Annotated in this window: 13 protein-coding genes, 1 tRNA gene and 1 pseudogene; 3 read left to right on the forward strand and 12 right to left on the reverse strand. The window is 67.4% G+C overall.

Annotated features, from left to right (window positions below; translation table 11 throughout):
- Positions 1–1,387: NADP-dependent phosphogluconate dehydrogenase (gndA, locus tag ABD243_RS12990; protein ID WP_344366359.1), on the reverse strand; the 1,387-nt coding region annotated here is incomplete at its 3' end.
- 263 nt (positions 1,388–1,650) lie between these two features.
- Between gndA and ABD243_RS12995 the strand changes: the two genes are divergently transcribed.
- Positions 1,651–2,379, forward strand: a complete 729-nt coding sequence (locus ABD243_RS12995) for a FadR/GntR family transcriptional regulator (RefSeq protein ID WP_091256819.1) — start codon at positions 1,651–1,653, stop codon at positions 2,377–2,379.
- Between the two features lie 76 nt (positions 2,380–2,455).
- On the opposite strand, the gene ABD243_RS13000 is transcribed toward ABD243_RS12995, so the two are convergent.
- Genes ABD243_RS13000 through ABD243_RS13010 form a run of 3 tightly spaced genes read right to left on the reverse strand, consistent with a single transcriptional unit; the run spans position 2,456 to position 5,257 of the window.
- Complete coding sequence (locus tag ABD243_RS13000) at positions 2,456–3,520, reverse strand: L-idonate 5-dehydrogenase (RefSeq protein WP_344366366.1); 1,065 nt, start codon at positions 3,518–3,520, stop codon at positions 2,456–2,458.
- Complete coding sequence (locus tag ABD243_RS13005; protein WP_344366369.1) at positions 3,520–4,290, reverse strand: SDR family oxidoreductase; 771 nt, start codon at positions 4,288–4,290, stop codon at positions 3,520–3,522. Before ABD243_RS13005 ends, ABD243_RS13000 begins: the two co-directional genes overlap by 1 nt.
- 13 nt (positions 4,291–4,303) lie before the next feature.
- The gene (locus ABD243_RS13010) at positions 4,304–5,257 is read right to left on the reverse strand and encodes an NAD(P)-dependent oxidoreductase (RefSeq protein WP_344366372.1); all 954 of its coding nucleotides are present in this window, start codon (positions 5,255–5,257) and stop codon (positions 4,304–4,306) included.
- Between the two features lie 62 nt (positions 5,258–5,319).
- Here ABD243_RS13010 and ABD243_RS13015 point away from each other — a divergent pair, with 62 nt between their 5' ends.
- A complete protein-coding gene (locus tag ABD243_RS13015) occupies positions 5,320–6,384 on the forward strand; it encodes a D-2-hydroxyacid dehydrogenase (RefSeq protein ID WP_344366374.1) in 1,065 nt (354 codons plus the stop codon).
- Positions 6,385–6,686: 302 nt separating this feature from the next.
- Here the strand turns inward: ABD243_RS13015 and ABD243_RS13020 are convergent, their stop codons facing one another.
- From ABD243_RS13020 to ABD243_RS13055, 8 genes are all read right to left on the reverse strand, one after another.
- Entirely contained in the window at positions 6,687–8,036 is a 1,350-nt protein-coding gene (locus ABD243_RS13020) for an MFS transporter (protein ID WP_344366377.1), read from the reverse strand.
- Between the two features lie 164 nt (positions 8,037–8,200).
- Positions 8,201–8,998, reverse strand: a complete 798-nt coding sequence (locus ABD243_RS13025; protein WP_344366380.1) for an IclR family transcriptional regulator — start codon at positions 8,996–8,998, stop codon at positions 8,201–8,203.
- A gap of 75 nt (positions 8,999–9,073) precedes the next feature.
- On the reverse strand, positions 9,074–9,910 hold the full coding sequence (locus ABD243_RS13030; protein ID WP_344366384.1) for a fumarylacetoacetate hydrolase family protein: 837 nt from the start codon (positions 9,908–9,910) through the stop codon (positions 9,074–9,076).
- A gap of 243 nt (positions 9,911–10,153) precedes the next feature.
- The gene (locus tag ABD243_RS13035; protein WP_091256832.1) at positions 10,154–10,432 is read right to left on the reverse strand and encodes a hypothetical protein; all 279 of its coding nucleotides are present in this window, start codon (positions 10,430–10,432) and stop codon (positions 10,154–10,156) included.
- Between the two features lie 140 nt (positions 10,433–10,572).
- A tRNA-Val gene (locus tag ABD243_RS13040) sits at positions 10,573–10,648 on the reverse strand.
- Between the two features lie 91 nt (positions 10,649–10,739).
- Complete coding sequence (locus ABD243_RS13045; RefSeq protein WP_425547197.1) at positions 10,740–11,645, reverse strand: NAD-dependent protein deacetylase; 906 nt, start codon at positions 11,643–11,645, stop codon at positions 10,740–10,742.
- Positions 11,646–11,676: 31 nt separating this feature from the next.
- Positions 11,677–12,138 (reverse strand): peroxiredoxin, encoded by a 462-nt coding sequence (locus ABD243_RS13050; protein ID WP_116768666.1) that lies wholly within the window; start codon positions 12,136–12,138, stop codon positions 11,677–11,679.
- A gap of 62 nt (positions 12,139–12,200) precedes the next feature.
- Positions 12,201–12,620: a DUF3052 domain-containing protein gene (locus tag ABD243_RS13055; RefSeq protein ID WP_091256835.1), complete on the reverse strand. Its 420-nt coding sequence runs from the start codon at positions 12,618–12,620 to the stop codon at positions 12,201–12,203.
- Between the two features lie 412 nt (positions 12,621–13,032).
- Between ABD243_RS13055 and ABD243_RS13060 the strand changes: the two are divergent.
- Positions 13,033–13,352: pseudogene (locus ABD243_RS13060) on the forward strand (pyruvate dehydrogenase (acetyl-transferring), homodimeric type); the annotation flags it as partial.

Raw genomic sequence — 13,352 nt, forward strand, 5'->3', positions numbered from 1 at the left:
TGTGGAACGTGCCTTCTGCATCGACGCGGCCGTAGGTGTGCGCGCCGAAGAGGTCGCGCTGGCCCTGGATGACGGCGGCTGGCAGGCGCTTGCGGCGCAGGCCGTCGTAGTAGGCCAGCGAGGAGGAGAACACCGGCACCGGGATGCCGAGCTGGACCGCGGTGGACACCACGCGGCGCCAGGCCGGGAGGACGTCGGCGATCGCCTTGGTGAAGGCCGGGGCGAAGAGCAGGTTGGCCGGCTTCTCCGCCGCGGCGTAGGCCTTCGTGATCTCCTTGAGCAGTTCGGCACGGATGATGCAGCCGCCGCGCCACAGCGAGGCGATTTCGTCCAGCTTCAGGTCCCAGCCGTATTCCTTGGCGGCGGACGTGAGCATGTCCAGCCCCTGCGCGTAGGAGACCAGCTTGGAGGCGTAGAGCGCCTGGCGGACGTCCTCGACAAAGCTCTCGGGGACCTCGACGGCGGCCTCGCCGCCGGCCAGCAGTTCCTGGGCCAGCTTGCGCTGTTCGGCCTGGGATGACAGGGCCCGGGCGAACACGGACTCGGCGATGCCCGAGGTCGGGGAACCGAGCTCGAGCGCGGAGATGACGGTCCAGCGGCCGGTGCCCTTCTGGCCGGCGGCATCCACCACGACGTCGACGAACGGCTTGCCGGTCTTGGCGTCGACGTGGCCGAGGACCTCGGCGGAGATTTCGATCAGGAAGGAGGCGAGGTCGCCCTTGTTCCACTCTTCGAAGATCTTGGCCTGGTCGGCCGGTTCGATTCCGGCGCCCGAGCGCAGCAGGTCGAAGGCCTCGCCGATGACCTGCATGTCGGCGTATTCGATTCCGTTGTGGACCATCTTGACGAAGTGGCCGGCGCCGTCGGTGCCGATCCAGGCGCAGCAGGGCTGGCCGTCGACGTGCGCGGCGATCTTTTCCAGCAGCGGGCCGAGGGCGTCGTAGGACTCCTTGGAACCGCCCGGCATGATCGAGGGGCCGTTCAGGGCGCCCTCTTCACCGCCGGAGACGCCGATGCCGACGAAGTGCAGGTCTTTCTTGGCCAGGGCGGCTTCGCGGCGGCGGGTGTCCTCGTAGTGCGAGTTGCCGGCGTCGATGATGATGTCGCCGGGTTCCAGCAGCGGTTCGAGCTGTTCGATCACGGAGTCCACCGGCTTGCCGGCCTTGACCATGATCAGGACGCGGCGCGGCTTCTCCAGGGAGTCCACCAGTTCCTGCAGCGTTTCGGTGCGGACGAAGTCGCCCTCGTCACCGTGCTTGGCGAGCAGCGCGTCCGTCTTTTCCACGGACCGGTTGTGCAGGGCAACGGTGAAGCCGTTCCGGGCCAGGTTGCGTGCGAGGTTGGCCCCCATCACCGCGAGGCCGGTGACACCGATGTGTGCTGACATCAAAACTCCAATTCATTTCTGTACACCACGTCCGTACGGCGATTCCGGTACGACGTTCATGTAGGACTCGGGCAGGTCGTGCCGCATGGGGCGGAACCCGCGCTTGAGGTTCAGTGGCTGTCTATAAACCATATGTATTTCCGCGGGTTGCGGGAAAGCAGCGCCCACGTAGCGGAACACTGCGCGTCACAAACAGTCTATGATCCCCGGCACCCGCCCCGCCGCCCGGCCTGGATGAGGCCCGCGGCATTATGCTTACGACTATGTCAACCAGCCTCCACCATCGTGCCATTGAGCACCTCGGGACCCGGATTGTAGCGGGCGAGCTTCCGCCCGGGCACGTCATGCTTGCCGAGCACCTTGAGGAGGAACTCAAGGTTTCCCGCTCGGTGGTCCGCGAGGCGGTCCGGGTCCTCCAGTCCCTGGGCTTGGTGGAGACCATCAAGCGCGTCGGCATCCGGGTCCTGCCCTCCAGCCGGTGGAACCCGTTCGATCCGCTCGTGATCCGCTGGCGCCTGGCCGGCGAGGGCCGCGGCGCGCAGCTGCGCTCCCTGGCCGAGCTCCGTACCGCCGTCGAGCCCGTGGCTGCCGAGCTCGCAGCAGCCAACGCCCCCCAGGAACTCCGCCAGGAACTCGTAGAGATCTCCCACGCGATGCGCGACGCCGGGCAGGCCGGGGACGTGCCCCGGTTCCTGGAGCTGGACATCCTGTTCCATTCGCTGTTACTGACCGGCTCCGGCAACGAGATGTTCGCCAACATGGTGGGCCAGGTGACCGAAACCCTGACCGGCCGCACCGTCCACGGCCTGATGCCGGACCACCCGCGGGAGACTGCGTTGCAGTGGCATGTGGACGTCGCCGAGGCCATCGCGGCCGGGGACACCGCCGCGGCGCGCGAGGCCTCGGACCGGATCATGCGGGAGACGATCGCGGAGATGGAGCCGAGCTGGAAGAACCAGCCGCGGGTGTTTGTACCCGTTGAGCGCCACTGAGGCGGCGATCCCAGGAGCCCCAACGCACCTAGGATCGCCGGCACGGCGTCCGCTGTGGAAACCATCGCGGCGCCCCTCACGCCGGGGACGGCCGGAAGTCCAGCAGGACCTTGCCTGAAGCTGAGGAGTTCCTGGCCACCTCGAACGCTTCCATTCCGCGGTCCAGCGTGAACGTGTGCGTGACCACCGGGTCCACCGCCAGCGATCCGTCGGCGAGTGCGCCGATGACCTGATCGATTTCGTCGTTGAAGCGGAACGAGCCCACCAGCTCCAGCTCGCGCGTGATGGCCAGCGAGATCAGGACCGGCTGGGGGCCGGTAGGCAGCAGGCCGACCATCACGACGCGGCCGCCGCGGGTTGCGCCCTGGATGGCCGAGGCGAGGCCGTGGTGGCTGCCCGAGGACTCGATGACGACGTCGGCCTCGACGGCGGCGATCGCGCCGGCGTCGTCGCCCTTGAGGACCGCATCCGCTCCCACGGCCGCGGCGATTTCCAGCGGTTTGGCGTGCATGTCGACGGCGACGATCCGGCCTGCGCCGGCGCGTTTGAGGACGGCGACCGCCAGGGCCCCGATGGGTCCGCTGCCAATCACGAGTGCCGTCTTTCCGGCCACATCACCGGCGCGGGAGACGGCGTGCCAGGCGACGCTGGCAGGCTCGATCAGCGCCGCCGTGCGCAGGCCAATGCTCTCCGGCAGCGCCCGGAGCATCCGCACCGGCAGGTTCACATACCGGCTGAACGCGCCGTCGGTGTGCGGAAAGCGTGCGGCGCTGCCGAGGTACGTGCAGCCCGGGGAGAGATTCGGCCGGTCCGCCGGATAGCGCGCCGCACCCGGACCGGGGGTGGCCGGATGCACCGCGACGGCGGTGCCGGCGGCGGGGCCTGATCCGTCCGCCGCGGCGCGGACCACGGTCCCGGAAATCTCGTGCCCGAGCACCAGCGGTGTCTTCAGGACGGACTCCCCCGCGGCGCCGTGCAGCCAGTAGTGCAGGTCGGAGCCGCAGATACCGCCGAAGGCCACTTCGACGACGGCTTCATCGGGTGCCGGCTCGGACACGGGAATGTCCTCCATCCGGAGATCGCCTGCCGCGTGGGCCACCACGGCGGCGGCCGTGGCCGGGAGTTCTGCTGCGCCGCGCATCAGACCACCACCGTCATTCCGCCGTCGATAAAGATGGTCTGGCCGTTCACGAAGTTGGAGCCCTCGGACGCCAGCCACACCGCGGGTCCGGCCAGGTCCTGCACGGTCCCCCACCGGTGCGCCGGGGTGCGGCCCAGGATCCAGGCGTTGAAGGCCTCGTCGTCCACCAGGTTCTGGGTCATTTCGGTGTGGATGTAGCCGGGCGCGATCCCGTTGATCTGCAGTCCGGACCCGGCCCATTCCGCGGTCATGGCCCGGGTCAGGTTCCGCAGCCCGCCCTTGGCCGCAATGTACGGGGCGATGGTGGGCCGGGCGAGCTCGGTCTGGACCGAACAGATGTTGATGATCTTGCCCCGGCCGCGCGGGATCATGTGCCGGGCGGCCTCACGCCCGACCAGGAAGGCGCTGGTCAGGTCAGTGGAGATGACCCGCTCCCAGTCGGCGACGTCGAGGTCGAGCATGGGGACGCGGTGCTGGATGCCGGCGTTGTTCACCAGGATCTCCAGCGGCCCGACGTTCTCTTCCACCCAGGCGACGCCCCGGGCGGCCTCGGCGTCGCTGGTGACGTCGAACGCGCAACTGTGCACCCGCCCCGGCGGGTAGTCCGCGGCCATCGCCGCCTCGGCGTCCTTGAGCCGTTCGGTGTTGATGCCGTTGAGCACCACCGTGGCGCCGGCGTCGGCCAGGGCACGGGCCAGCGCATTGCCGATCCCTCGGCTGGAGCCGGTGACCAGTGCGGTCCGGCCTGTCAGGTCAAATAGTCCACTCATGGTTCGCTGATCCTCAATTGGTCTTTGCTGCCGGGTTGTTGCTGGTGTTGTCGCTGGTGTTGCCACGTGTGGCGTCGCCGAGGTTGGCGATGGCTTGCCGCACAACGGCGAGGTCCCGGTCCCCCAGGCCCTGGCGCTTGAGCTCCGCGTAGAGCTTCACGCCGGAGGCCGCCATCGGTGCTGCGGCGCCGGCGGCGGCGGCGCTTTCGAGCACGAAGGACAGATCCTTGTGCATGAATTTGGCGGGTCCGGTGGGCTCATAGTCCTTCGCAGCAAGCCGGGGTCCCACGATCTCGAGTACCCGGCTGCCGGCCAGGCCGCCGGCGAGCACCTCGTACAGGGCGTGCACGTCCATGCCGGAGCGTTCGGCGAGCTCCGCTGCCTCGGCGAGCGCCGCCGTCGTGGTTCCCACAATCAGCTGGTTGCACGCCTTGGCGAGCGAGCCGGAGCCCAGCGGCCCCAAGCGCCGCACGGTGCCGCCCATCGCGTCAAAGAGTGGCCGGAGCCGCCGGAAGTCGTCCTCGCTGGCGCCTGCCATGATGGCGAGGGTTCCGTCAACGGCACCTTTGGTGCCGCCGCTGACTGGAGCATCGACGACGACGGCGCGGCCTCCGCTGGCCCCGGCGACCCGGGCGCCGAATTCCTTGACCGCTGACGGGGAGACGCTGCTCATGACGACGACGACGGTTCCGGCGGCGGGCGGTTCGGCAGCCCAGCCCGCCAGGAGGGCGCCGGCCGAGTCCTCGATGTAGGACAGGTCCGGAAGCATGAAGATGATGACCGGCATGTCGCGGAGTTCGTCCACGCGGGCCACGCGGGAGCCGCCGAGTGCCTCGAATGCGTCCAGTGCCGCAGGTGAGCGGTTCCAGGCGCTGACGTCCCAGCCCGCCTTGAGGAGGTTCGCGGCCATCGGAGCACCCATCAGCCCGAGGCCGACAAACCCGGCTTCCTTTCGGTCCAGTTCCATATTTCCTCACTCCGTCGTGGTTAATCTTCGAAATCTGTTCAGTATCCTAGCCTCCATTCAGTATGATGAACACTATGACGACCAAAACCACCGTCGCAATCGCCGTCCCGCTCGAAGCAGAGCTTGTGGAACGCATCCGCGCCGTAGATCCTTCCGTGACCGTCCTCTACGAACCCGACCTCTTGCCGCCGGAACGCTTTCCCGCGGACCACTCGGGCGACCCGGACTTCCGCCGGACGCCGGAGCAGGAGGAGCGCTACTGGGACATGCTCAACAAGGCCGAGGTCCTGTACGGGTTCCCCAACGAGAGCCCGGCAGGCCTTGCCAGGATCGCCGGCAGCAATTCCCGCCTGGAGTGGATCCATGCCATGGCGGCCGGGGCCGGCGGCGCCGTGAAGGCATCGGGCCTGGACGCCGCGACGCTGCAGAAGTTCAAGGTCACCACCTCCGCCGGGGTCCACGCCCTACCGCTGGCCGAGTTCGCCGCGCTCGGCATCCTCAACGGTTTCAAGCGGAGCGCGGAACTGGCGCAGGACCAGGCGGCCAAGCTCTGGCCCGAGCTCCGCACCCCCACGCGACTGGTCAACGGCTCCCGCCTCGTGGTCACCGGACTGGGCGAGATCGGGCTCGAGACGGCGCGGATCGCCCGCGCCCTGGGCATGCGCGTCAGCGGGACCAAGCGGACCGTGGAGAAGATCGACGGCATCGAGCAGGTCACGGACAACGACGGCCTCGCCGGCCTCCTGAGCACGGCCGACGCCGTGGTCAACACCCTTCCCGGCACGCCGTACACGGAGAAGCTCTTTGGCCGGGACGCCTTCGCGGCCATGAAGCCCGGCACGGTCTTCGTCAACGTGGGCCGCGGCACCGTGGTTGACGAAGAGGCGCTCCTCGAGGCGCTCGGCAACGGCCAGGTCTCCTATGCCTGCCTCGACGTGTTTGCCGTGGAGCCGCTCCCGCAGGACAGCCCGCTGTGGACCCACCCCAAGGTGATGGTGTCCCCGCACACCTCGGCCCTCAGCGCAGCCGAGAACCGGCTCATCGCCGAGCGCTTCTGCAGCAACCTGCGCACCCACCTCGACGGCGGCGAACTCCCCCACCTCGTGGACACGGTGCACTTCTACTAGAGCCAGACCCGCGTATCGCAAGGGGCGGCCTCTCCGGAAACGGAGGGGCCGCCCTTTGCGTTGGTGCACGGCCGCCGCGGTGACCGACGTCCTGCTCTGCGATGCGAATATGGCCCGTCGACGCGGCATCCTGCTCGGCGACGCGCAGATTGCCCATCGACGCGGGTATCCCGGTAGCGCAGGGCATTTTGCGCGTCGCGCGGCACGTGCCGTGTCGCAGAAACGGCCGCGGCCCCTTCCCGGATTGGAAGGGGCCTCGGCCTGGCGTCCTGAGGACTGCGTGCTGATGAGGGCGCGTGCGCCTAGCGCGCATCCTCGATCAGCAGGAGGTCGCGTCCCACGGTTTCCGGCGTGAAGAACGTGGTGATGAAGGAGATCAGCGCCAGCACCAGCGAGTAGACGGCGAGCACGAGCCAGGAGTGATCGGTGGCGGCCAGCAGCGCGGCGCCCACGAGCGGAACGAGTCCGCCGGCCAGCACGGCGGAGAGTTCACGGCTCATGGCCACGCCCGTGAAGCGGTACTGCGAGCCGAAGAGTTCCGGCAGCATCGGGCACTGCGGGCCGAGCATGGACTGGACACCGAGCGCGATGCCCACCACCATCACAATCCACACGAGGGTGACATTGCCCAGGGTCACGAGGTAGAACGCGGGCAGCGCGATGGCGGCCTGGAACAGCGCGCCGTAGCGGTAGACGGGCACGCGGCCGAACCGGTCGGACAGCGCACCGAACGTGATCACCATGACGGCGGCGAAGCCGGCGGCGATGAGCAGGCCCACCGGGCCGATGAACTTGTCTCCCGGGAACACGCCGTCTTTGGACGCCAGGAACGCGATGAGCAGGGCGGAGTAGATCGAGGAATTCCCGTTCTCCCCCATCCGCAAGCCGATGCCGATCAGCACATTCTTCTTGGAGTGCTTCCAGAGCTGGCCGATGGGGTTCTTCACCACATTCTTGTGTTTTTCCAGTTCCTGGAAGACCGGCGTTTCCTTCAACCGCAGCCGGATGAAGATGGCCACCACGATCAGAAGGGCGCTGGCCAGGAAGGGCACGCGCCACAGCCAGCCTTCCAGGACGGCTTTGTCCGCCATGGCAATGAGCGCAAACGTCCCGGCGCCGAGCAGGGTGCCCAGCTGGATACCCACGAACGGGAGCGAGGCGAAAAAGCCGCGACGGCGGCGGGGTGCGACCTCGGAAATCAACGTGGTGGCGCCGGCCTGTTCGGCGCCGGCGCCCAGCCCCTGGAGGATGCGCAGCGTCACCAGGAGGACGGCGCCCAGCATGCCTGCCTGCTCGTAGGTCGGCAGCAGGCCGATGGCAAAGCTGGCGGACCCCATCAGGGCGATCGTGAGGATGAGGACCATCTTGCGGCCGAACCGGTCCCCGATATACCCGAAGACCATGCCGCCAAACGGCCGGGCCGCGAAACCGACGCCATAGGTGGCGAACGATGCGATCAGGGCCCCGTCGTCGCCGAGCGGCTTGAAGAAGAGCGGGCCGAAGATCAGGGCCGAGGCCAGGCCGTAGATGTAGAAGTCGTAGTACTCCAGGGCGGAACCCACGGAGCTGGCAAGCGTTGCCCGTCGCAGCTGGTCCGGATCGACGACGGCGCCGTCCGCTTCAGCGAGCGGTGTATTAGTACTAGTTGTCACAAGCACTCCCTCAAGAACACTCCAGACCCCCGTTGGCCTGGTGGGATGTGAGCAACTCCCGAAGAGTCGATCACCATGCTGAACAGCGTACAGCATGGTGATCGGCTAGCCAATGAGTAATCGGATTTATTCCTGCCGGCCCTGCGGAACCCCGTGCGGGCGGGTTAGCCCATGGGATTTCCGAGGGACCGGGCGAGGTCCTTGAGTTCCTTCACCATCATGGCGCCCTGCTCTTCCGAGTAGGTCGCCTTCAGCGCGGTGACCGAGAGGCCCAGGCTGGGGCCGTGCGCACCGCGCGTCGGGACGGCCACGGCCAGGCACACGACGCCGGTGGTGGACTCCTCGTCTTCAAAGGCGTAGCCCTGCTCCCGGATCACGGCGAGCTGGGCCTTGAGCTCGGCCCCCGTACGCAGCGATTTCGGCGTCAGGACCGGCAGTTCGGCGTCGTCCGGGAACATCTCGTCGACGTCGTGGTCGTGCAGGCGCGCTATCAGGGCCTTGCCCACGGCACAGAGGGACACCGGCATCTTGTCCCCGATGTTGGACGTCAGGCGGACCGCAGGGTGGCCTTCATAGCGGGCCAGGTAGATGACGTTTGTTCCGTCAAGCATGGCAATGCGGACGGTCTCCCCCGAAAGCGTCGGGGCCTGTTCGCAGAACCGGTAGAACTCCTGCACCTCATCCAGGCGGCTGAGGTAGGCCGCACCCAGCTCCACCAGTTTGCGTCCGAGCGTGAATTCCGCGCCCTGGCGGTTGATCAGCCTGGCCTCCTCGAGGGCGAGCAGCAGATTGGACGTTGAGGACTTCGGGATTCCCAGCTCCCTGGCCAGATCGCTCAGCGTGAGTCGCCCGGTCGCAGATGCGGCCAGGGCCTCCAGCACGGCGGCGGCGCGGGTGACGGCCGGTGCCGGTGATGCGCTCCCCAATCCGTCGGAGGTTCGGGAAACTCGGGAATCGGCCATGATTCTCCTTCAGGTATCGCGCGCAGTCGCCGCGCCACTCATTCGAATGCCGTCCAGTCAGCTGAACAGTAACCATCATAATGTCTGGCGGGCCGCCACGGGATTCGTCAGTTCGCCGACGCCGGCAATGTGGCAGCTGACAGTATCGCCGGGGACGATCGGGGCGGCCTCGGCCGGGAAGCCCGTGAGCACCAGGTCCCCCGGGTGCAGCGTCATGAAGGAGGTGATGTAGGCGAGGATTTCTTCCACCTTCCAGCCGAGATCGGCAGAGCTGGCCGCCTTGAGCTCCACGCCGTTGTGCCTGATGCCGATCTCGAGGTCATCACCTGTCAGATCCGTGACGATCCAGGGACCGGCAGGCGTGAACGTGTCCTGGCTCTTGGCGCTGACCCACAGCTCGTCGGATTGCTGCAGGTCCCTGGCCGAGACGTCGTTTCCGATGGTGTACCCCAGAACCGCGGTCCTCGCGTTGCCGGGTGTCAGCCCCCGGGCCCTGCTCCCGACGACGATTGCCAGCTCCGCTTCCGGTTCGACACGGCCCACTCCGGGCCTGAGTTCGATGGCGTCGCCCGGACCCACCACGCTGGTCGCCGCCTTGTGGAAGGCCTGCGGCGGCAGGTCACGGCCGGCGCGGCCGGTGTTGTGCGCCATGCCCAGGACGTTGGCCGGGATGCTTGGCGCGAGGAAGGTGAATTCCCCTTCATGGACCGTCGCGCCGATGTCCCACCCGCTGCGGGGCCGGCTGCCGGCGTTGGCCGGAGAGCCCGGGAAGGGGGTCCCGGTCACCGTCCAGACCTTGCCGGTGTCGCTGTAGAAGTCCGCAGCGTCGTTGGCGATAAAGAAATGCTCGTCCTCGGCAACAGGGGAAAGCGGGCGGACTCGGGCTATGCGGCGGGCAGTCGTGGCGGTCATGAACACATCCTAGGTCTCCGCGGGTACGCGGCGGCTCCGCGCCGACATCCCGGCCACTCCGGGCCCGGATTAGGCCATCGACTGGGGTATTTCTCCCGGCCGGAATCCCGCCCGCGCGTTTCACATTTCCAAATGTTCACGGTATATTCATAACAAGCCTTCCACCGCGGCATCCCCCAATAGTCGCGGTGGAAGGCTTTTCCAATGCCCGGGTTTTCCAGTGCCCGGGTTAGGGGCGCCCGCCTATGCGGCGTCCGCGACCGCCTCCCGCAGCCGCCAGCCGCCGCCGAGTCCGTCCCGGACGATTTCCATGGTGGTGAGGGCCGATTGCCGGTTGCGGCCAAGCCGTGCCTGGATCTGCCAGACCTCGACGTCCACCCGGCTCAGTCCCTTCGGCATGCGGCGCTCCGCCTCCCACCAGTTGACCCGCTCAAACCAGCGGACCGGTTCGGCCCCGATCAACCATTCCCTGCCTCCGCGCAGCACGGCCTGGGGCCGCCCGTCCGGGCCTGTTTTCACCATCACGTGCTCCATGCCCGTCACACTAGGGGGGAGCCCGGACATTTTCGGCGCCCGGACGGAATGTGGAGGCCCGACGGGGGCCGTGAACTACAAAACCCCGCCATTGCCGACCATCTGGTCCGGCATGACGGGGTTTTCTGTGGTGGGTCCTACCGGGATCGAACCGATGACATCCACGGTGTAAACGTGGCGCTCTACCAGCTGAGCTAAAGACCCAAACCGCGGTATCCGCGCCTCAGCGTTTCAACCAACGAACAGCTACTGTACAGGATGCCAGCGGCCAAGCGCCAATCGGTCCGACCCCTTCCTAGAGCGGGGGCAGCTCGGCGGCAAGCCAGCTCAGGGCCCCGCTGACGCCTGCGTCGAGCTTGATGGTGGCGAGGTCATCGCCGCGGGTGGCTCCCCGGTTGATGATGACGACGGCTTTGCCCTGTTTGGCGGCGTGCCGGACAAATCGCAGGCCGCTCATGACGGTCAGGGACGAGCCTGCCACCAGGAGCGCCCGGGCCGCGTCGACCATGGCGTAGGAGCGCTCCACCCGGTCTTTGGGCACGTTTTCACCGAAGTAGACGAAGTCCGGCTTCAAGGTGCCCCCGCAGGCGGGACAGCGGGCAACGACGAAGGATTCGATCAGCCCGGAGTCCTCGACCGTGGCATCGGCATCGGGGGCCATTTCAATCACCCCGGCGGCGTGGGCACGTTCCAGGAATCCCGGGTTGAGTTCCTCGAGGACCCCGGCCAGGAGCCGGCGGGTGTACCGCCGGAGGCAGTCGAGGCACACCACCTGGTCGAAGCGGCCGTGCAGGTCCACGACGTTGACGCTGCCGGCGTCTTCGTGGAGACGGTCGACGTTCTGGGTGATGAGTCCAGTGAGCAGTCCGCGGTGCTCCAGCCGGGCGACGGCGGCATGTCCGTCGTTGGGGTCCGCGCGGCGAAGGTGCGACCAGCCGATGTGATTGCGGGCCCAGTAGCGCTGCCGGTTCGCCGCCTCGCCGATGAATTCCTGGTAGGTCATGGGCGCCCTCGGGGCAGCGCCGGGGCCCCGGTAGTCCGGGATGCCGGAATCGGTGCTCAGGCCGGCGCCGGTCAGCACGGCGAACCGGCCCCCGGCGAGAAGACCGTGGATGTCCTGCAGGACCTCGAGCTCGTCCCGCTGGAGTTCGGCCGAGGTGCCGGCGGCCGTGACCGGCGGGAGGCTGGCAAAACCAGTCATGCCGATCCCGGGGCGCCGCTGCCTCACCGGATCAGCTCCCGCCGAGCCCCGCCAGGGCGGCCCGGTATTCGGCAAGGTCCCGGGCCTGGCCGCGGGGATTGACGACGACGTAGCGGACAACGCCCGCGGCGTCGATGATGAAGGTGCCTCGCAGTGCCATGCCGCTTTCGGGGTCGAACACGCCGTAGGCCGAGGCCACGGCGCCGTGCGGCCAGAAGTCGGCGAGAAGGTCGAAACCGTAGCCTTCTTTTTCGGCGTAGGCCCGCTGGGCGAACTTGCTATCCACCGAAACAGCCAGCACTGCGGCGTCGGCATCCTCGAACAGCGCGAGGTTGTCCCGGATTTCACACAGTTCACCGGTGCAGATGCCGGAGAAAGCGAACGGATAGAAGACCACGACGACGTTGCGGCCCCGGAAGTCGGAGAGGCGGACCGGCTCTCCGAACTGATTGGCAAGCTCAAAGTCCGGTGCGGGATCGCCGACGGCCGGCACCCCACCGGGAACAGGGGTAACGGCGCCGGCCGGCCGGGCGGCGTCGTTCTGGACCGCTTGGGTCACTTGTTCTTCCGCGTGACCAGCCGGGTGGCGCTCCAGTCCTTGGAGACGCCGGCCGAGGTGGTGTAGTGGAGTCCCGCAGTGGGCGCGGCGTCCTGGATGTCGGCGGGCGAAACGTAGCCGACCCGCCCGGACTTGGGGGTCAGGACCCACACGACGCCGCCCTCGGTGAGGGTGGTCAGCGAATCGACCAGGGTGTCAACGAGGTCGCCGTCACCGGCCCGCCACCACAGGATGGCGGCATCGACCACTTCGTGATCGTCCTCATCGAGGAGTTCCGAGCCCGTGAGATCTTCGATGTCGTCACGCAAGTCGAAGTCGACGTCGTCGTCATAACCGAATTCCTGAATCAGGTCCCCGTCTTTGAAACCCAGTTTCTCCGCCACATTTACCGAAGTGGCGGCGTCGGCCTCGCTCACGTGTTGCTCCTATGCTTTGTGAATTGCTTCATGTCTTCAATGGCACTAGTGATTTCCATTACTCCAAGCCAACACCCTTTGAGCCTTCGCTTCAAGCTGTTGGCCCCGCGATCCGCCATATTCTGCGTCACACAGGGCGATCCGAAGGCTGACGGGCAGCCCGCGGTCACACAACCAGTATGCCCGTGAAATACGTCGGGGGGTCCATGCGGCGGCTACGCATCCGTCAACGCGCACGGCTAGAGTGGCTGATGACGACTACGCCTGTGCGGGCAACCGCCCCACTGATGACACAGGCAGGCGTACCGTGATTGGACCTTGCCCGGCGCATACGACCGGGCTGTTGTAACCGATATGTCGCACACGTCGCGTTCACGCCAGGCAGTCACCCTGCCCGGAGCTGAGGGTGCCGATGGATGCGCTCAAAGAGAGGTTGGACGTGGCTGCAGGAGAAGATACCTCCCATATCCTCAGCGGGTTGACAAACCAGCTGCCTGATCGTGATCCGGAAGAGACCGCCGAGTGGCTGGAGTCCTTGGATACGCTGATTCAGGAACAGGGCACCGAGCGTGCCCAGTACATCATGCGGAGCCTGCTTCAGCGGGCCGGGGCGCAGAGTGTGGGTGTTCCGATGGTGACCACCACGGACTACGTCAACACGATCCCGGTGGACCAGGAAGCGCCGTTCCCCGGGGACGAGGAGATCGAGCGGAAGTACCGGGCGTGGCTGCG

The sequence above is a fragment of the Arthrobacter humicola genome, from assembly GCF_039531445.1.
Classification (GTDB): domain Bacteria; phylum Actinomycetota; class Actinomycetes; order Actinomycetales; family Micrococcaceae; genus Arthrobacter; species Arthrobacter humicola.

Bases quoted from the DNA above. Each gene is read 5' to 3' on its own strand.
- ABD243_RS13015 (WP_344366374.1), top strand. From the start codon at position 5,320: ATGATGAACACTATGACGACCAAAACCACCGTCGCAATCGCCGTCCCG.
- ABD243_RS13010 (WP_344366372.1), bottom strand. From the start codon at position 5,257: ATGGAACTGGACCGAAAGGAAGCCGGGTTTGTCGGCCTCGGGCTGATG.
- ABD243_RS12995 (WP_091256819.1), top strand. From the start codon at position 1,651: ATGTCAACCAGCCTCCACCATCGTGCCATTGAGCACCTCGGGACCCGG.
- ABD243_RS13000 (WP_344366366.1), bottom strand. From the start codon at position 3,520: ATGCGCGGCGCAGCAGAACTCCCGGCCACGGCCGCCGCCGTGGTGGCC.
- ABD243_RS13025 (WP_344366380.1), bottom strand. From the start codon at position 8,998: ATGGCCGATTCCCGAGTTTCCCGAACCTCCGACGGATTGGGGAGCGCA.
- ABD243_RS13005 (WP_344366369.1), bottom strand. From the start codon at position 4,290: ATGAGTGGACTATTTGACCTGACAGGCCGGACCGCACTGGTCACCGGC.
- ABD243_RS13045 (WP_425547197.1), bottom strand. From the start codon at position 11,645: ATGACTGGTTTTGCCAGCCTCCCGCCGGTCACGGCCGCCGGCACCTCG.
- ABD243_RS13030 (WP_344366384.1), bottom strand. From the start codon at position 9,910: ATGACCGCCACGACTGCCCGCCGCATAGCCCGAGTCCGCCCGCTTTCC.
- ABD243_RS13035 (WP_091256832.1), bottom strand. From the start codon at position 10,432: ATGGTGAAAACAGGCCCGGACGGGCGGCCCCAGGCCGTGCTGCGCGGA.